Origin of the sequence: Mesorhizobium sp. M7D.F.Ca.US.004.01.2.1 (assembly GCF_003997785.1) — a bacterium.
Taxonomy (GTDB): domain Bacteria; phylum Pseudomonadota; class Alphaproteobacteria; order Rhizobiales; family Rhizobiaceae; genus Mesorhizobium; species Mesorhizobium loti.
In genome coordinates, this window is record NZ_RZRQ01000114.1 from 1 (window position 1) to 17,786 (window position 17,786).

A 17,786-nucleotide genomic window follows, 5' to 3' on the forward strand; every position below is an offset into this window, starting at 1 on the left:
GGCGACAACCTTGTCACCTCAAGCTGGGACATCATGGCTGGCAGCGTCAAGCCGGCCGAAAACGTGCTGCTCTATGACGACAATGGCGGCCATCAGGGCATGGGCGCGGCCGAACTGATCGCCAATGCCGGCTCGAAACTAGAACTTGTTTCGCCGGAGCGCTTCTTTGCCCCGGAAATGGGCGGTATGAATCACGTGCCATACATGCGCGCCTTCCAGGAAAAGGGCGTCACCATCACCATCAACACACGGCTGCGTTCGGTGCGGCGCGAAGGCAACCAGCTGATCGCCGAACTGGCCTCGGATTTCGCCGACAGCTGGCGCGGTGAGCGGCGGGTCGACCAGGTGGTGGTCGAGCACGGCACGCTGCCGCTCGACGATCTCTATCTCTCGCTGAAGCCGCTGTCGAAGAATGGCGGCGCGGTGGATTACGAGCGTCTGGTGAGCGGTGGCGACATCTTTCCGGCCCGTAATCCGCAAGGCGGCTTCGTGATGTTCCGCATTGGCGACGCGGTCGCCTCGCGCAACATCCATGCCGCCATCTATGACGGCATCAGGTTCGGCTTGCGGATCTGAAATTAGGTATCGCGAGGATCGGTGGCGCGCGGTCGGACCTGCGTACGAGAGCCCGTGTACTTCGATCTGGCCGCGCGCCCGCACGTCATTGGCTCGTCGCCAGACAACGTACGATTCTGTGAGGAGGTGCGGCGTCTCAGACCATTCTCGCGACAGCCATGCACAGCACCGTGACGACCAGCAACCAGGCGGCAATGCGCTCGCCCGTCGCCATTCTGGCGCGAAGTTGCGTTTCGGTTTCCGCATTCGCATCGGCAAGTCGTCTGCTCGGCGCCCTGACCATGGCGCCGAGCACGCCGGCGGCGGCGAAAGCGGCCAGGATGCCAAGCGCGAGCACCATTTCCATCGAACCGAAATAGGCGCCGTGGAAGAAATACCAGAGCAGCGCTCCGGTCAGGAAAACCATGCCGGTCGCGCCCATCTGCGGCTGGATGAAGCGTTCGGCCCGGATATCGGGATCGCGCGCCAGCGTGATCGTGGTGCCTGCCCAGAAAACACCGGCCATGACATGAAGGCCGATAATGACGATGTAGACATACTGCATGACCGGATCTCCTCTCGCGCCCGCCATTGCACATAAAGTTAGATATCGAATGATTAGATGTCAATGTATAAAAGACAGCCAGTTCCATCTGCGGAAAACACCGTTTAGTGTCCTGCAATGACACCCTTCGAACGCCCGCCAGTTGGCATGAATCTCGGCCGAACCGCCAAGCTGGTTGCCCAGGCTTTCGACGCCGCCTTGGTCGAGGCCGGCGGTACGTTGCCGGTCTGGCTCACCCTGCTGTCGGTCAAGTCGAGCAGGCTTGCCAATCAGCGCGAACTCGCCGGCATGATCGGCATCCAGGGGGCGACGCTGACCCACCATCTCAACGCGATGGAGGCACAGGGCCTGCTGATGCGCCGCCGCGATCCCGTCAACCGTCGCGTTCATCTGGTCGAATTGACCGGGGCCGGAGAAGCAATGTTCGAGACATTGCGCAAAGCAGCGCTTTCCTTTGACAAGCGGCTGCGGGTGGGGTTGTCCGACGAGCGGCTGGCGGAGTTCGCGCAGGTGCTGGCGGCGTTGCGGGGCAATGTGGGAGGATAGGGGAGCGCGCACCCCCGATCATCGGTTCAGTCGTCGTAGCCCTGGATTGTCCCAAAGGTGTAATGGCGCAGCTTCAGCGCGGTGATCAAATTGGTCAGCTTCGTCTTGCCGTCGAAGCGGTCCTGGAACATCTCGTCATGCATCAACAGGATCAGCTTGCCGGGCTTGACGAAGCGGCCATAGCCGAAGAGGTGGTCGATCTCGCTGACCAGATGGTCGACGCTCTGCACCGGTTCGCCGCTGTCCTTGTGCACCCATTCGTGGTCCCAGCCGTAGAGATAGAAGCCTGAGGCCGCGACAAACTCGTAGTCGGGCTCTTCATGCCCCTCCTGGGCGAGGCCAAGCGAGGTGTCGTTCTTCGACATGGAGGGCAGCCTGAACACGTCGCGTCCCGGCAGCCGCGCATGCACCATCGGCTTCAAGCCAAGCACCGCGTTTGCCCGCATCATGTCGGCGACGACGCCTTCGGTGTCGGCGTAAAAATGCTGGTAGCGGTTGTTGGCGTGGCTGTAGCTGTGGTTGCCGAGCGTCACCAGCGCAAGCTGCTTGGCGCGTTGGGCGAGCGCCCTGTTGCCGGCGCTCGCCTGCGCGTGCATGCCGACCATGAACATGGTCGCCGGAACCTGCTCGGCTTCCAGCACATCGAGGATGTTGCTTGTGCCGTTCAGCGGGCCATCGTCGAAGGTAAGATAGATGGTGCGATCGGCGCCATGGGCGGGGACCGCAAAAATCAACAGTGCCGCCAGGACAAACCGAAACGGTGTCATCACCCGCAATATCCGGTTGCAATCATGACAGGCGGCCATGCCCACAACGGCTTGTCAAGGCGAGCCGGTGCATGTCGCCCAAAAGTGCGCAGCGATTTTGGACAACGACATGCACAAACAAAAAGGCAAGCCTACGCCAGGCTTCCCTGCAGCACTGTCAGCTTGGCTTTCTTCGGCATGCGGGCGGTCAGCCATTCCAGCGCCTTGTCGTGCGGCATCGGGAAGGCGATGGAATAACCCTGCACCTGGTCGCAGCCGATCGCCATCAGCGACTCGAGCTCGGCCTCGGTTTCAGCGCCTTCGGCAACGATCGAGATGCCAAGGCCACGCGCCAGCTCGGTGATGGCGCGCACGATCTTCGAATTGTCGCCATTCTCATGGATGTTCTGGACGAAGCGGCGGTCGATCTTCAGCCGGTCGATCTCGTTCGGGTTGACATGGCTGAGCGAGGCATAGCCGGTGCCGAAATCGTCGAGTTCGAGATGAACGCCGGCCGCCCTGATGTGGCGCAGCTTGGCGGCTATGCCCGTCTTCTCGTCGTCGAGAATGACGGATTCGACGATTTCCAGCGACAGTTTCTGCGGCGGCAACCCGGCCTTTTCCAGCGTCTCAAACAAAAACGCATCGAAATCGTGTTCGCGCAATTCGGTGCCGGAAACATTGACGGCAAGCCGCCCGAAGGCAATCCCGGCGCGGTTCCATTCGGCCGCCTCGTTGATCGCCTTGGTGATGACGATGCGGCCGATCTCGGGCATGAAGCCGCATTTCTCGGCGACCGGAATGAATTCGCCGGGCGGGATCATGCCGCGCTCGGCATGGTTCCAGCGCACCAGCGCCTCGATGCCGCTGATCGTGCCGTTGGTCAGCGAAACCTGCGGCTGGAAATAGACCTGGAAGGCCCGCTCCGCGATGGCGACCTTGATGTCGTGCTCGAGTTGCTTGCGATAGTCGAGTTCGCGGCGCAACTCTTCGGAGAAGAAGGAGAAGTTGCTGCCGCCCAGCTTCTTGGCGGAGTAGAGCGCCAGATCGGCGTGCACCAGCAGATCCTGCGCATTGTCGGCGTCGATCGGATAGACGGCGATGCCGGCGCTGGCGCCTGGTAGAATGGTCGTGCCCTGGAAGACGATCGGCTCGTTGATGTGCGCCAGGATGCGCCGCGCCAGCATGTTGATGTCTTCGGTGCCGCCGGCACCGCCGAGGATCATGACGAACTCGTCGCCGCCCAGCCGCACGCACAGATCTGACGCCCGGCAGGAATCGCGCATGCGCTGCGCCGTGACGACCAGCACATAGTCGCCGGCGGCGTGGCCGAGCGTATCGTTGATCTGCTTGAACCGGTCGAGGTCGAGCTGGACGACGGCAAGGCGCTCGCGGCGCCGGTGCGTGCCCTTGATCAGCGTGTCGAAATGGTCGGTCAGGAACGTGCGGTTGTGCAGGCCGGTGAGGCCGTCATGCACCGCGATGAAGGCCATGGAATTGCGCGCGTCGATCAGTTCATGCGTCTTGCGCAGGATGGCGTTCGACATCGGCCTGAAAATGAAGAGCGCCACCAGTATGATGACGCCGAGGGTGGCGTAGAACAATGTGCGGTGCAGGGCGAGCAGCTTCTCGGAGCGCTCGTCGGCATCGGCGCTGATGCGCTGGCCAAGCGCGGCATAGCCCGACAAGGTCGCATTGGCGACAGAGGCATCGAGATTAACGCGCTCGTCGCCACCTTTGTAGCCGCCATTGCCTGTGAATCGCGATTCATAGGCCGAGATCAGGCGGTCGCCATTGGCGATTAGCCCGACCGAGAAATAATCGAGGTGAAAAGGCTTGGCGAAAAGGACACTTTCGATCGACTTCGAGTCGAGCTTGGCCGGCGATTGCGGATCGGCTCCCGTCTGCTCGAGCAGCAGATCGTAGTTCGTCTCGAACTCCGCCGTTGCCTGCTTGAGCGCGCTGACCAGCGCCGGCTGCTTGTCGCGCGAACCAGCAACCGTTGCACTGGCAAGGAAGACGATGCGCTGCGACAGCGTCTTTTGCGTGCTGACAATGTCGAGCAAGGTGTGGTTGTGCTGTTGGGTTGCCATCATCTGCTGCAGCAGGATGAAGGAGGCTATCACCATGGCCGCAATAATTAGCAGGGCCAGCCAATAGCCAGCCTTGATCAGCAATATGAGCTTGCCTGAAACGGTTTGCACCGGCTGCTGCGACATTTTCGGGGGCGGCCCTCTCGCCAACGGATTCCTGTATGAGCACCATTGAACTGCAAACGTTAACAGGACTGGAAATCGACAGCCGGCCGGCAAGGGGGAGCCGTGGAAAGATCGCGAAATGGTTATCGGCTCGTTTAGCGCTGTACCGACATTTGAGCGGTCGTTGGCCTGCCGCATTTGTCGTGGCCCCGCTTCTGCGGCCGTATGACAATCCACATCGGGCCACATCGGGCCGCTTGCCACCGATCCGGTCGTTTTTGCGATGGATTTTTCGCGCGGACGAGACGACAGTCGGCCCACGTCAAACGAGGCTAGATCATGACCGCAGCATTCCTCTCCCACATCGACAGCGAGCTCGCGGGGCTCAAATCGGCAGGCCTCTACAAATCCGAACGGGTGATCTCTTCGACCCAGTCAGCCGAGATCGAGGTCGGCGGGCAGAAGGTGCTCAATTTCTGCGCCAACAACTATCTCGGCCTCGCCGACAGCGCCGACCTGCGGGCGGCGGCCAGCCAGGCGCTCGACCGCTATGGCTACGGCATGGCATCGGTGCGTTTCATCTGCGGCACGCAGGAGGAGCACAAGCAGCTCGAGGCGACGATTTCATCCTTCCTCGGCCTGGAAGACACCATCCTCTACGGCTCTTGCTTCGACGCCAATGGCGGCCTGTTCGAAACGTTGCTCGGTGAGGACGACGCGATCATTTCCGATGCGCTGAACCACGCCTCGATCATCGACGGCGTGCGGCTGTCGAAGGCCAAACGCTTCCGCTACGCCAACAACGACATGGCCGATCTCGAGGCGCGCCTGAAGGAAGCCAAGGACTGTCGCTTCCGGCTGATCGCCACCGATGGCGTGTTTTCGATGGATGGCATCATCGCTAACCTTCGGGGTGTCTGCGACCTCGCTGAGAAGTACGACGCCATGGTGATGGTTGACGACAGCCATGCGGTCGGCTTCGTCGGCCGGAACGGCCGCGGCTCGGCCGAGCATTGCGGCGTCGAGGGCAGGGTCGACATCATCACCGGGACGCTCGGCAAGGCGCTCGGCGGCGCCTCCGGCGGTTACACCTCGGGCAAGAGCCAAGTGGTCGACTGGCTGCGCCAGCGCTCACGACCCTATCTCTTCTCCAACACGCTCATGCCGGCGATTGCCGGCGCTTCGATCAAGGTGTTCGAACTGATCCGCAATGGCGACGCCTTGCGCGAGCGCCTCTATGCCAATGCGGCGCGGTTCCGGTCGCAGATGGGCAAGCTCGGCTTCACGCTGGCCGGCGCCGACCATCCGATCATTCCGGTGATGCTGGGCGATGCCAGCCTGGCGCAGGAGATGGCCGCGCGCATGCTGAAGCGCGGCATCTACGTCATCGGCTTTTCTTTCCCGGTGGTGCCGAAGGGCCAGGCGCGCATCCGCACCCAGATGTCGGCGGCGCATTCCAGCGCCGACATCGACCGCGCGGTGGAAGCGTTTGCCGCCGTCGGGCGCGAACTCGGGGTCATTTCCTGAAAGGCCGGAATCGAAAAGCGACTCCGGATCAAGAGATTCAAGGGACAAACGCATGTCGAACATGATGAAGGCGCTGGTGAAGGCCAAGGCCGAACCGGGCATCTGGATGGAAGAGGTGCCGGTGCCGGAAATCGGCCCCAACGACGTGCTGATCAAGATCAAGAAGACGGCAATCTGCGGCACTGACGTCCATATCTACAATTGGGACCAGTGGGCGCAAAAGACGGTGCCGGTGCCAATGGTCACCGGCCACGAATTTGTCGGAACCGTTGCCGATTTCGGCGCCGCGGTCACCGAATACAAGGTCGGCCAGCGCGTGTCGGGCGAAGGCCACATCGTCTGCGGTCATTGCCGCAACTGCCGTGCGGGCAGGGGGCATCTGTGCCGCAACACCCTCGGCGTCGGCGTCAACCGTCCCGGCGCTTTCGGCGAGTATCTGGCGATCCCGCAACATAATGTTGTGCCGATCCCCGACGATGTGCCGGACGAAATCGCCGCGATTTTCGATCCCTTGGGCAATGCGGTTCACACCGCATTGTCCTTCGATCTGGTCGGCGAGGATGTGCTGGTCACCGGTGCCGGGCCGATCGGCATCATGGGCGCGCTCGTCGCGCAATGCGTCGGCGCGCGAAAAGTGGTCATCACCGACATCAACCCGGTGCGGCTGGCGCTGGCGAAAAAGCTCGGCGTCCAGCATGTCGTCGACGCCTCCAAGGAAAAGCTGCGCGAAATCATGCCAGCGCTCGGCATGACCGAAGGCTTTGATGTCGGCCTTGAAATGTCGGGCGCTGCACCTGCCTTCCGCGACATGATCGACACCATGAACAATGGCGGCAAGATCGCCATTCTGGGTATCGCGCCGACCGGCTTCGAGATCGACTGGAACAAGGTCATCTTCAAGATGCTGCATCTCAAGGGCATCTACGGCCGTGAGATGTTCGAGACCTGGTACAAGATGATCGCGCTGGTGCAGGGGCCGCTCGATGTTTCCGGGCTTATCACGCACCGGATCGGCATCGACGATTTCCAGGCCGGCTTCGATGCGATGCGCAGCGGCAGTTCCGGCAAGGTGGTGATGGACTGGTAGGCGCCTAATAAGAGGCGTTGCGCTGTCCCGCTAATATGTCGGCATTTCTGTTCCCGACCTAGCCTTTGCCCAACGCAGCCTGCAGCGCCGCCAGTCCGTTCGCGATCGCTTCGCGTTCGCTGACGCTCAGTTTCGCCAGCAACTCCCGCTCGAACGCCTTCGCCAGCGGCACCATTTCGCGATAGGCGGCAAGGCCGGCCTTGGTCAGCGCCAGATGCTCGACCCGGCGATCATTCTCATCTGGTGTCCGCGTGAGCCAGCGCCGCCGTTCGAGTTCAGCAACAGCGCGCGACACCTTGGTCTTGTGCATTGCCGATTGCTCGCCGATTGCAGACGCCGTCATTGTTCCATGCTGCCCAAGCCCGGAAAGGGTGCGCCATTCCGGCCGCGTCAGGCCATGGCTGTCCTTGTATATTCGCGAGAATTCGCGGCTGACGGCGTCGGCAAGCCGGTAGAGCCGGTAGGGCAGGAAATTCTCCAGATTGAGAATTTCAGGCTCGTCGGACGCTTCGCTCTTGATCGCCATTTTTCAAAGTCGCCATTGATGGTTACATTTTCGATAGTTACAACTGAAACCAGTTTGGTCAATTGAGATCCATTCCGGGAGGAAGCAATGGCCTTTTCCTACATGCCGGGTTTCGGCAACGACTTCGAAACCGAGACGCTGCCCGGTTCGCTGCCGCAAGGACGGAACTCGCCGCAGCGGCCGGCCTACGGGCTCTATGCCGAGCAGCTTTCGGGCTCGCCCTTCACCGCCCCGCGCGGCACCAATGAGCGCTCCTGGCTCTACCGCATCAGGCCGAGCGTCAAGCACACCGGCCGCTTCAAGCCGGCGAGCTATCCCTTGTGGAAGAGCGCGCCCAATGTCGGCGATCACGAACTGGCGCTTGGCCAGTATCGCTGGAATCCGGTGCCGATGCCGAAGGAGCCGACCGATTTCATCGCCGGTATGCGCAGCATAACCACCGCCGGCGACGTGCTCGGGCAGACCGGCATGGCAGCCCACGTCTATGTCGCCAACACCTCTATGGTCGACGATCATTTCTTCAATGCTGACGGCGAATTGCTGATCGTGCCACAGGTCGGCGCTTTGCGCTTCGTCACCGAGATGGGCGTCATTGAGCTTCGGCCCGGCGAGATCGCGGTGCTGCCACGCGGCCTCGTCTTCAAGGTCGAGTTGGTCGACAGGCAAGTGCGTGGCTATGTCTGCGAGAATTACGGCGCCAAGCTGACGCTGCCCGACCGTGGTCCGATCGGCGCCAACTGCCTGGCCAACCCGCGCGATTTCAAGACGCCTTGCGCCTGGTTCGAGGAGAAGGAAACGCCATGCCGGCTGACGGTGAAATGGTGCGGCAATTTCCATGTCACCGAGATCGGTCATTCGCCGCTGGATGTCGTTGCCTGGCACGGCAACTATGCGCCCTACAAATATGATCTGGCGACCTTTTCGCCGGTCGGAGCGCTGCTGTTCGACCACCCCGATCCGTCGATCTTCACAGTGCTGACGGCGCCGAGCGGCGAGGAGGGCACCGCCAACATCGACTTCGTCATCTTCCCGCCGCGCTGGCTGGTGGCCGAAGATACGTTCCGGCCGCCCTGGTATCACCGCAACATCATGAGCGAGTTCATGGGGCTGATCCACGGCCAGTACGACGCCAAGGAAGAGGGTTTTGTGCCCGGTGGCATCAGCCTGCACAATCTGATGCTGGCCCATGGGCCGGATGCGCCTGGCTTCGAAAAAGCCTCGCGCGCGGACCTGAAACCGGTCAAGCTCGACAACACCATGGCCTTCATGTTCGAGACCCGCTACCCGCAGATGCTGACCCGCTACGGCGCCGAACTCGAAACCCGGCAGGACAATTACATCGACTGCTGGGCGGACCTGAAGAAGCGCTTCAACGGCACGCCTGAGGGCGACTGGTCTTGAGCACAGAGCCAATGCCGGATCGGCTGGTGATTTTGGGTTCGAAGGGCGGCCCGGCGCTGCGGCCAGGTGGCCCATGGCCGAGTTCGTCGCTGCTGGAGATCGGCGGCCGCAGCATCGTCGTCGACTGCGGACTTGGCGTGACGCGTGGTCTGGTCGATGCCGGTATCAGCCTGAAGGCGCTCGACCTGATCTTCATCACGCATTTGCATTCCGACCATGTGCTGGAACTGGGGCCGCTGATCCACACCGCGTGGACAGCGGGCTTGGCGACGCCCGTCGGCGTGTTCGGTCCGCCCGGCACGGGTCATTACTGGCGGCGTTTTTGCCAGGCGATGGAGTTCGACATCGAGATCCGGATCGTCGATGAGGGCCGGCCAGATATTCGTGAGCTGGTTTCGATCGTCGAATTCGGCGAAGGCCAGGTGGTCGAACAAGGCGGCTTGACGGTTTCGGCGCTGCGCGTCGAGCATCCGCCGGTGACCGACTGTTTTGCGCTGCGCTTCGAATACGCGGGCAAAAGCGTGGTGTTCTCCGCCGATACGGCCTTCTATCCGCCGCTCGCCGATTTTGCCCGGGGCGCCGATATCCTGGCCCACGAAGCCATGCTGGAAGAAGGCATCGAGCGGCTGGTGGCCAGGACCGGCAATGGCGCGCGGCTGAAAGAGCATCTGCTCGCCAGCCACAGCTTTGCCGAAGAGGCCGGCAGCATCGCCAGCGATGCCGGCGTCAAGAGACTGGTGCTCAATCATCTCATTCCTGCCGACGACGCCCAGATCGGCGAGGCCGACTGGATCGCCGCTGTCAGGAAAACATGGGCCGGCGGCTTGACGATCGCCCGCGACGGCCTTGTTGTGGAATTAAGCAGCGCCAAAGCTGCAGCAGGAGAGGAAACCGCATGAAGCTTGCCACATTGAAGGACGGGACGCGCGACGGAAAACTCGTCGTCGTCTCGCGTGACCTGACACGCTTCACCGACGCCTCGTTCCTGGTGCGCACGTTGCAGGCGGCGCTCGACGACTGGCGGCGCATCGCCCCGCATCTCGCGACGATAGCGGAATCGCTGGAGAACAATGCGATGCCGGCGGAGCGCTTCCACGAGCATGACGCCCATTCGCCGCTGCCGCGCGCCTATCAATGGGCCGATGGCTCGGCATATGTGAACCATGTCGAGCTGGTGCGCAAAGCGCGCGGGGCCGAGATGCCGGCGAGCTTCTGGACCGACCCGCTCATCTACCAGGGCGGCTCGGACGCCTTCATTCCACCGCGCGACCCGATCCGCATGCCTGACGAAGCCTTCGGCATCGACATGGAAGGAGAAGTTGCTGTCATTGTCGACGATGTGCCGATGGGCGCCAGCCTCGAAGAGGCAAAGGCAGCGATCCGACTGGTCATGCTGGTCAACGACGTCACGTTGCGCGCGCTCACGGGGCCGGAACTCGCCAAGGGATTCGGCTTCTTTCAGTCAAAACCGTCCTCGGCGTTTTCGCCTGTCGCGGTGACGCCGGACGAACTGGGCAATGCCTGGGATGGCGGCAAGGTCAGCCTGCCGCTGCTGGCCGATCTCAACGGCAAGCCGTTCGGTCGCGCCAATGCCGGTATCGACATGACCTTCGATTTCCCGGCGCTGATCGTTCACGCGGCAAGGACACGGCCATTGGCCGCCGGCACGATCATCGGTTCCGGCACCGTCTCCAACAAGCTCGACGGCGGGCCGGGCAAGCCTGTTTCGGCCGGTGGCGCCGGCTATTCCTGCATCGCCGAACTGCGCATGATCGAGACCATCGTGTCAGGCGAGCCCAAAACGCCGTTCCTGCGCTTCGGCGACACGGTGCGCATCGAGATGAAGGACAAAGCTGGGCATTCGATCTTCGGCGCCATCGAACAGAAGGTCGAGAAATACGAGAGGTAAGGGAATGGCGGGGGACGCATTCTATCTGCTGGCCGGTGTCTGGGCACTCGCCATACTGGCCGCGTTCATCCAGGCGATCCGGCTGAGTTACCGCATCGAGGCGCGCTCGCCTGACCTGACCAACCGCAGCGGCTTTCCGCGCAAGGCGATGATGTTCCACACCATCACCAACATGAACGTCGCGCGGGATGAGGAGACGCAAGCCATGCGGCGACGCATGAACGGGCTGCTGTTGATCGTTCTTGCCGGATTCGCGATTGTGGGAGCAGGCTTGCATATGGTGCGGGCAGGGGGATGATCTCGTGAACCTGCTTGACCATCTGCGCCGTATGGCCGGCAACAATCTGTGGTCGAACGACCGGCTCTACCGCGCGGTGCTGTCGCTCCAGCCGGGTGAGTTCGAGGCCGAACGCACCAGCTTCTTTCCGTCGATCAAGGAAACGCTCAACCACATGCTGGCGGTTGACCATCTCTATCTCGATTTTCTCGAGGAGGGCGGCGTCGGTGCTGCCGCTCATGACGACTTCGTGTCGTTCGACAAGCCGGGGGCACTTTACGTCGCTCAGGTCGAGGCCGACCGGCGCCTGATCGCCTTTTGCGATGGGCTGTCGGCCGAGGATCTGGATCGCCGCGTCATCACCGACCGGCGCGAGGACGGCATGATCCCCGAGCGCATCGGCGATATCCTCGCCCACGTCTTCCTGCACGACATCCACCACCGCGGCCAGGTGCACGCAATGCTGTCCGGCACTTCGGTCAAGCCGCCGCAACTCGACGAGTTCCTGCTCGATTATGATGCGAAGCTGAGGGAGAAAGAGGTCGAGCGGTTGGGGCTCAAAATCTGATCCAGCGCATGACCTGAAAATGAGGCCATGCGCAGTCCGCTCGACCTGAACGCTACTCCGCCGCCTGAACCTTGATCACGCCGCGCTTGATCTGGTCCTGCTCGATCGATTCGAACAGCGCGCGGAAATTGCCTTCGCCAAAACCTTCGTCGCCCTTGCGCTGGATGAATTCGAAGAAGATCGGGCCGATCACGGTTTTCGAGAAAATCTGCAGCAGGATCTTGGTCATGCCGCCGTCGACGACACCTTCGCCGTCGATCAGGATGCCGTGCTTCTTCATCCGCTCGATCGGTTCGTCATGGCCATTCACACGGTCATACGACATGTCGTAGTAGGTTTCCGGCGGGCCGGGCATGAACTTGAGCCCGTTTTCAGCCAGCCTGTCGGTGGCGGCGTAAATCTCGTCGGTGCCGACAGCGATGTGTTGGATGCCCTCGCCATTGTACTTCTTCAGATACTCGGCGATCTGGCTGGTCTCATCCTTGGATTCGTTGAGCGGAATGCGGATCTTGCCACAAGGCGAGGTGATGGCGCGGCTGACCAGGCCGGTGATCTTGCCGTCGATGTCGAAGAAATGGATCTGCTTGAAGCCGAACAGATTGCGGTAGAAATCCCACCATTTGTCCATCTGGCCGCGATAGACATTGTGGGTCAGGTGATCGAGATAGTAGAAGCCGACGCCTTCCGGCCGTGGGTCGCGCGCACCCAGCCACTCGAACTCGGCATCATAGGCTGAACCCTTCTTGCCATAGGTCTCGATGAAATAGAGCAACGAGCCGCCAATGCCGACGATTGCCGGCACGTCGAGCGCCTTGTCGGTGCCTTCGTAAGGCGTGGCGCCCTTGGCAACGGCATGATCGAAAGCGTGCTTGGCATCGACCACCCGCCAGGCCATCGAGGCAGCACAAGGCCCGTGCTTGTCGACGAATTTCATCGCATGCGAGCCGGGCTCGGCATTGACGACATAGTTGATGTCGCCCTGGCGCCAGATGGTGATGTCCTTCGTGCGGTGCTTCGCCACCGCGACATAGCCCATGCGGGTGAACAGTTCGGCCAGCTTCTGCGGCTCCGGATGCGCGAATTCGACGAACTCGAAACCATCGGTGCCCGCCGGGTTGTCCTTGCTGATCCTGGCGGGCGGGGCGTCGTGCGGGAAGGGGCCCATGGTATTCCTCCGAAAGCTGGCTTGGCCTGAAAAGGCTCGTCTTGCGCCATCATAGCGCTGATGGCGTGCATGGTGCTTGCATTCAAACGCTTGAAATGGTCATCTCATGCGTGAAGCATGCATGATAAGAGGAAAAACCATGGATTGGGCGCGTATTGATCAGTTCGACCGCAAGATAATGGCGCTATTGCAGGGGGATGCGCGGCTGACCAACAACGATCTTTCGGAGCGGGTGAACCTGTCGGCGTCGCAATGCTCGCGCCGCCGTCAGCGGCTCGAGGAGGACGGCTTCATCAAGGGCTACCGGGCGGTGCTCGACCGCGACAAGCTCGGTTTTTCCCTGGTCAACGTCATCTCTGTCACGCTCGCCACGCACAACCGCGACAATGCGCGGCGCTTCGGCGAACTGGTGGCGCGGCTGCCCGAAGTGCAGGAAGCGCACGCGCTGACCGGCGAGATGGACTACATCCTGAAAGTGGTGACGCCCGATTTGAAATCGCTGTCGGAATTCGTCAACGGGGTGCTTCTGCCGCATGAATCGGTGCAGCATGTGAAGACGGCGATCGTGCTGGAAACGCTGAAGGAAACCGGCGCGCTACCGATTTGATTGTAGATATAGGAAGCGACATGGAAAGAAAGCCAACGCGATACTATATGCTGTTGTCTCTCTCGATATCTGCCGTTCTATTGGCGACGACGCTCATTGCTGTCTACCTTGTGCCAAAATCTATCTATCTTGTGCCTCCAATTGCAGTAGTGATTGGATACATAAAGCCAGTTGGCCCGAGTATTTCCTTCGGAAATTTGCTGTCGTCGTTGGTTTATCTTATGATTGGAAGCTTCTTTGCATACCTGGTAGCAGACGGAAACGATGGTGTAAGGGGAGCCTTCATTAGTCTAGGTCTGGCGTTTCTCTACCTCGAATACATCAAAGATAGAGGTGCAAGGAGCTGAATCGGCCAAGCGCATTGGAGTTGCCTTGGCTCTTCAACCCTTCGACTGCTGGATCAGCCCGTACAGATTCGTGCAGCGTGCGCCCGAGCGGCAGTAGGCAAAGACCGGGCCGTCAAGCTCATCCAGCGCCTCGGCCTGATCGTCGACATTCTCGGCCGTGATCTGGCCGCTGATAACGGGGATGTAGCGGAAGGCGAGGCCCGCGGCTTCGACCGCTGCCTTGACGGTGTCGGCGGAAGGCTGGCCCGGTTGTTCGTCATCGGGCCGGTTGCAGATGATGCTCTTGAAGCCGGCTTCCTTGATGGCGGCGACGTCTTCCGGCTGGATCTGGCCCGAGACCGAATAGTCCTCGCTGATTTCGCGGTATTCCATGGCAGTGTCCTCGCAATCTGATTTGGCTGGAGTCTTGCCACTCCCTGACGTGGCCGGCAACTCGAATCCTATGCCGCGGCCGGTTGAGCGAGCCTTGCCCTTGCGAAACGCGCCACTACGATGCCGGCAATCACCGCTGCAATGAAGATCGCTGTCGCCGAATAGCCAAGGCCAAGGGCAGGTATGGCTCCGCCGGGACAGAAGCCGGCAATGCCCCAGCCGATGCCGAAGACAGCGGCGCCGCCAACCAGTTCCGTGTCGATGACGCGTTTTGTCGGTAGTGCGAAGGCGGTTTCGAACACCGGCGTCTTGCGCCGAGCGAATACGAGGCGATAGCCGACGAAGGCGACCGCAAGGCCGCCAGCCATGACGAAGATCAGGCTTGGATCCCATGTGCCGGCAATATCGAAAAAGTTCAGCACTTTTGCCGGATTGATCATGCCGGAAATGGCGATGCCGAGGCCGAAAACCCCACCGATCAGAAATGCGGAGACGAGCTTGTTCACGGGTTCAGCCTCCGATCACGTGGCGGATGATGAAGACGGTAGCGAAGGCGGCGACCATGAAGGTCGTGACGGCGACCATCGAGCGTGGCGACAGCCGCGCTATGCCGCAAATGCCGTGTCCGCTCGGGCAGCCGCCACCGAAATGCCAGCCGATGCCGACCAGGAAGCCGCCGCCGACAAGTGCCAGCGTTGGCATAGGCACGCTGAGGGCGATGTGTCCGCCAGCAGCCTGATAGAGAAGCGGCGCCGCCACCGCGCCGGCGAGAAAGGCGGCCCGCCAGCGCCATTCGGGAGAAAGCGGCGGGATGACCCCGGTGAGGATGCCGGTCATCCCGGCAATCCGGCCATGCAGTGCCATCAAGAGCACCGCCGACAGGCCGATGAGAGCGCCGCCAAGCAGCGATTGGAGAGGCGTGAAGTTTGTCATGGCAATGCCGGCTTTCGAGCTGCGGTCGATCCGCGTCTTCGCGCGGCTTGACACCATAGCGCAGATAGACATTTCCGGCGAAGAATCCAACTCAGGCCCAGAGCGGAAACGGAAGGCGGAGACTGGCTCCGCCTTTCCGAGAAGAGCTTCGATCAACTACCGAGAATGGCGCCTTTGATCTGACGGATATTGTTGTGCATCATGTCGATATAGGTAGCAGCCGGGCCGTCGGGCTGCGACAGCGCGTCCGAATAGAGCGTGCCGCCCACCTTGATCCCGGTCTCGCTGGCGATCTGCTCTATCAGGCGCGGATTGGTGATGTTCTCGACGAAGATCGCCGCGGCCTTGTCCTGTTTCACCTGGGTAACCAGCTTGGCGACGTCGGCGGCGGACGGTTCGGAGTCGGTCGAGATGCCTTGCGGGGCGAGGAAGGTCAGGCCGTATGCGTGTTCGAAATAGCCGAAGGCGTCATGCGAGGTGATGACGACGCGCTTGCTCTCCGGGATCGAGGCGATCGCCGCTTTCACTTCACCTTCGACCGCGTCGAGCTTCTTGGTGTAGGCGGCGGCGTTGGTCTGGTAGCTGACGCAGCCGTCCGAATCGGCCGCGCAGAAGGCCTCGGCGATGTTCTTCACGTAGATCCTGGCATTGGCGATCGACTGGAAGGCGTGCGGATCGGTGACCGTCTTGCCGCCGCCGGTGCCGGCACCTTCGGCTGCGTCGGCATCGGCGAATTCAGGCTTGAAATCGATTGGCGTCACGCCCTTGGTCAAGGTGATGATCGAGGCCTTGGTGGCGCTGGCGTCGACCAGCCGCTGCAGGAAACCTTCGAAATGCAGGCCGTTGACCAGCACGATATCGGCCTTGGCCATGGCCACCGCATCGGCCGGGCTCGGCTCGTAGACATGGGCGTCGCCATCCGGCCCGACGATGGTGGTGACATCGATACGGTCGCCGCCGACATTTTTGGCGAAATCGGCAATGACGGTGAAGCTGGCGACCACTTTCAGCGGTGCCGCGAAGGCCGACGATGCGCCAAAGGCGGTTAATGTTATAACGCTCATCGCCAGGGCGGCATGGATCGATTTCAGCATGGACGGGTCTCCTTTAGGGGCGGGGATCAGGCCGTTCTGTGACGGTGGTGGATGATGCGCGCACGCAGAATGCCGCGCGTGCCAAACAGGATCGAGGCGAAATAGACGACGCCGGCCGACAGGATGATCGCCGGGCCGGACGGCAGCGACGCGTGATAGGACAACAGAAGCCCGGCGACGCAGGAGGCAAAGCCTATCAGCACGGCCAGCACGCACATCGGCTCGACGCGCACCGTCCAGAAACGGGCGGCGGCGGCCGGCAGCATCATCAGTCCGACCGACAGCAGCGTGCCGAGTGCCTGGAAGCCGCCGACGAGGTTGAGCACGACGAGGCCGAGGAAGATGAAATGCACCGGACTGCCGAGCCGGCTGACCGAACGCAGGAACAGCGGGTCGAGGCATTCAGCGACCAGCGCTCGCCAGAAGATGGCAAGGCTGACCAGTGTCACGGCGACGATGCCGCCGATCAGCGTCAAGGCTTCATCGTTAAGCGCCAGCACGGTGCCGAACAGCACATGCATGAGATCGACGCTGGACCCCCGGATCGACACCATCAGCACGCCGATGGCGAGCGAAATCAGATAGAACGCGGCCATCGAGGCGTCCTCACGCTGGATCGTGAAGCGCGAGACGGCGCCGGCGCCGAGCGCGACGATGACGCCGGCGATCAGGCCGCCGATGGTCATCGGCAGGATTTCCAGCCCATAGAACAGGAAGCCGGCGGCGGCACCGGGCAGGATGGCATGCGCCATGGCGTCGCCCGACAGGCTCATCCGCCGCAGCATCAGGAAGACGCCGATCGGGCAGGCGCCGAGCGACAGCATCAGCGAACCGATCAGGGCTCGCTGCATGAAGCCGAAATCGGCGAAGGGTGCGATGAAAAGACCGTAAAGCGTATCCATCAGGCAGCCCTCGGTCCGACGCCATGGTGATGATCATGGCCATGATGGTCGTGATCGTGACCATCAGCGTGCTCGTCTGGCTCGCACCAGGGCGCATTCTCTTCCCAGGCTTCGTGGAAGCGGCGGGCGCGCAGCAGGTTTTCCGGCTTCAGCGTTTCCCTGGTTTCGCCCCAGGCAATCGGCTGGCGGGCGAGAAGCAGCGTTTCGGGAAAATTCTGCCGCACCAGATCGAGATCGTGGACGACCACCATGATGGTCCGTTCTTCGCCATGCCAGTGCTTGATCAGGGCAATAAGGTCGCCGACCGTCTTGGCGTCGACGGCGTTGAACGGTTCGTCGAGCAGGATGAGGTCGGCGTCCTGCAGCAGGACACGCGCAAACAGCGTGCGTTGCAACTGGCCGCCCGAAAGCGTGTCGATCGGCCGCTTCTCGAAGCCGCCGAGGCCGACCGCCATCAGCGC

Annotated in this window: 20 protein-coding genes and 1 pseudogene; 10 read left to right on the top strand and 11 right to left on the bottom strand. The window is 61.8% G+C overall.

Annotation, left to right across the window (positions count from 1 at the left end):
* Window positions 1–576 (top strand): annotated as a pseudogene (locus tag EN993_RS17215) (N-methylproline demethylase); the annotation flags it as partial.
* Window positions 577–712: 136 nt separating this feature from the next.
* On the opposite strand, the gene EN993_RS17220 reads toward EN993_RS17215, so the two are convergent.
* Entirely contained in the window at window positions 713–1,120 is a 408-nt protein-coding gene (locus tag EN993_RS17220; protein ID WP_127264290.1) for a hypothetical protein, read from the bottom strand.
* Window positions 1,121–1,267: 147 nt separating this feature from the next.
* Here EN993_RS17220 and EN993_RS17225 point away from each other — a divergent pair, with 147 nt between their 5' ends.
* The gene (locus tag EN993_RS17225) at window positions 1,268–1,666 is read left to right on the top strand and encodes a MarR family winged helix-turn-helix transcriptional regulator (RefSeq protein ID WP_245468863.1); all 399 of its coding nucleotides are present in this window, start codon (window positions 1,268–1,270) and stop codon (window positions 1,664–1,666) included.
* 26 nt (window positions 1,667–1,692) lie between these two features.
* Here EN993_RS17225 and EN993_RS17230 read toward each other — a convergent pair whose 3' ends face one another.
* Together EN993_RS17230 and EN993_RS17235 are read right to left on the bottom strand one after the other, a co-directional pair.
* Window positions 1,693–2,433: a polysaccharide deacetylase family protein gene (locus tag EN993_RS17230; protein WP_127264292.1), complete on the bottom strand. Its 741-nt coding sequence runs from the start codon at window positions 2,431–2,433 to the stop codon at window positions 1,693–1,695.
* Between the two features lie 131 nt (window positions 2,434–2,564).
* A complete protein-coding gene (locus tag EN993_RS17235; RefSeq protein ID WP_109672382.1) occupies window positions 2,565–4,631 on the bottom strand; it encodes an EAL domain-containing protein in 2,067 nt (688 codons plus the stop codon).
* Between the two features lie 318 nt (window positions 4,632–4,949).
* On the opposite strand from EN993_RS17235, the gene EN993_RS17240 reads away from it, so the two are divergent.
* Window positions 4,950–6,137, top strand: coding sequence for a glycine C-acetyltransferase (locus EN993_RS17240; protein WP_109672384.1), 1,188 nt, complete (start codon window positions 4,950–4,952; stop codon window positions 6,135–6,137).
* 52 nt (window positions 6,138–6,189) lie between these two features.
* Window positions 6,190–7,224 carry an L-threonine 3-dehydrogenase gene (tdh, locus tag EN993_RS17245; RefSeq protein WP_109672387.1) on the top strand — a complete coding sequence of 345 codons (1,035 nt, stop codon included), beginning with the start codon at window positions 6,190–6,192 and terminating at the stop codon, window positions 7,222–7,224.
* Window positions 7,225–7,282: 58 nt separating this feature from the next.
* Here tdh and EN993_RS17250 read toward each other — a convergent pair whose 3' ends face one another.
* Entirely contained in the window at window positions 7,283–7,750 is a 468-nt protein-coding gene (locus EN993_RS17250) for a MarR family transcriptional regulator (protein ID WP_109672389.1), read from the bottom strand.
* 87 nt (window positions 7,751–7,837) lie between these two features.
* Between EN993_RS17250 and hmgA the strand changes: the two genes are divergently transcribed.
* From hmgA to EN993_RS17275, 5 genes are read left to right on the top strand one after another with little or no spacing between them, the layout of a single operon-like run.
* A complete protein-coding gene (gene hmgA, locus EN993_RS17255; RefSeq protein WP_127264294.1) occupies window positions 7,838–9,151 on the top strand; it encodes a homogentisate 1,2-dioxygenase in 1,314 nt (437 codons plus the stop codon).
* Between the two features lie 11 nt (window positions 9,152–9,162).
* Window positions 9,163–10,050, top strand: a complete 888-nt coding sequence (locus EN993_RS17260; protein ID WP_164757689.1) for an MBL fold metallo-hydrolase — start codon at window positions 9,163–9,165, stop codon at window positions 10,048–10,050.
* Window positions 10,047–11,060, top strand: coding sequence for a fumarylacetoacetate hydrolase family protein (locus EN993_RS17265; RefSeq protein WP_127264297.1), 1,014 nt, complete (start codon window positions 10,047–10,049; stop codon window positions 11,058–11,060). The genes EN993_RS17260 and EN993_RS17265 overlap by 4 nt, the downstream gene beginning before the upstream one ends.
* Before the next feature lie 4 nt (window positions 11,061–11,064).
* Window positions 11,065–11,358, top strand: coding sequence for a hypothetical protein (locus tag EN993_RS17270; RefSeq protein ID WP_127264299.1), 294 nt, complete (start codon window positions 11,065–11,067; stop codon window positions 11,356–11,358).
* A gap of 4 nt (window positions 11,359–11,362) precedes the next feature.
* Complete coding sequence (locus EN993_RS17275) at window positions 11,363–11,905, top strand: DinB family protein (protein ID WP_127264301.1); 543 nt, start codon at window positions 11,363–11,365, stop codon at window positions 11,903–11,905.
* Window positions 11,906–11,957: 52 nt separating this feature from the next.
* Here the strand turns inward: EN993_RS17275 and hppD are convergent, their stop codons facing one another.
* On the bottom strand, window positions 11,958–13,070 hold the full coding sequence (gene hppD, locus EN993_RS17280) for a 4-hydroxyphenylpyruvate dioxygenase (RefSeq protein ID WP_127264303.1): 1,113 nt from the start codon (window positions 13,068–13,070) through the stop codon (window positions 11,958–11,960).
* 139 nt (window positions 13,071–13,209) lie between these two features.
* Between hppD and EN993_RS17285 the strand changes: the two genes are divergently transcribed.
* Window positions 13,210–13,677, top strand: a complete 468-nt coding sequence (locus tag EN993_RS17285; protein WP_127264304.1) for an Lrp/AsnC family transcriptional regulator — start codon at window positions 13,210–13,212, stop codon at window positions 13,675–13,677.
* Window positions 13,678–14,057: 380 nt separating this feature from the next.
* On the opposite strand, the gene EN993_RS17290 is transcribed toward EN993_RS17285, so the two are convergent.
* The 6 genes from EN993_RS17290 to EN993_RS17315 all read right to left on the bottom strand — a co-directional run.
* On the bottom strand, window positions 14,058–14,396 hold the full coding sequence (locus EN993_RS17290; protein ID WP_126068742.1) for a TIGR01244 family sulfur transferase: 339 nt from the start codon (window positions 14,394–14,396) through the stop codon (window positions 14,058–14,060).
* 68 nt (window positions 14,397–14,464) lie between these two features.
* Window positions 14,465–14,902: a DUF6691 family protein gene (locus EN993_RS17295; RefSeq protein ID WP_127264306.1), complete on the bottom strand. Its 438-nt coding sequence runs from the start codon at window positions 14,900–14,902 to the stop codon at window positions 14,465–14,467.
* A 4-nt stretch (window positions 14,903–14,906) separates the two neighbouring features.
* A complete protein-coding gene (locus EN993_RS17300) occupies window positions 14,907–15,329 on the bottom strand; it encodes a YeeE/YedE family protein (protein WP_127264308.1) in 423 nt (140 codons plus the stop codon).
* Window positions 15,330–15,481: 152 nt separating this feature from the next.
* A complete protein-coding gene (gene aztC, locus EN993_RS17305; protein WP_109672414.1) occupies window positions 15,482–16,423 on the bottom strand; it encodes a zinc ABC transporter substrate-binding protein AztC in 942 nt (313 codons plus the stop codon).
* 26 nt (window positions 16,424–16,449) lie between these two features.
* Window positions 16,450–17,325, bottom strand: coding sequence for a zinc ABC transporter permease AztB (gene aztB / locus EN993_RS17310; RefSeq protein WP_109672416.1), 876 nt, complete (start codon window positions 17,323–17,325; stop codon window positions 16,450–16,452).
* Window positions 17,325–17,786 (bottom strand): ATP-binding cassette domain-containing protein (locus tag EN993_RS17315; protein WP_127264310.1); only part of this gene is annotated, 462 nt, incomplete at its 5' end. The genes aztB and EN993_RS17315, both read right to left, overlap by 1 nt.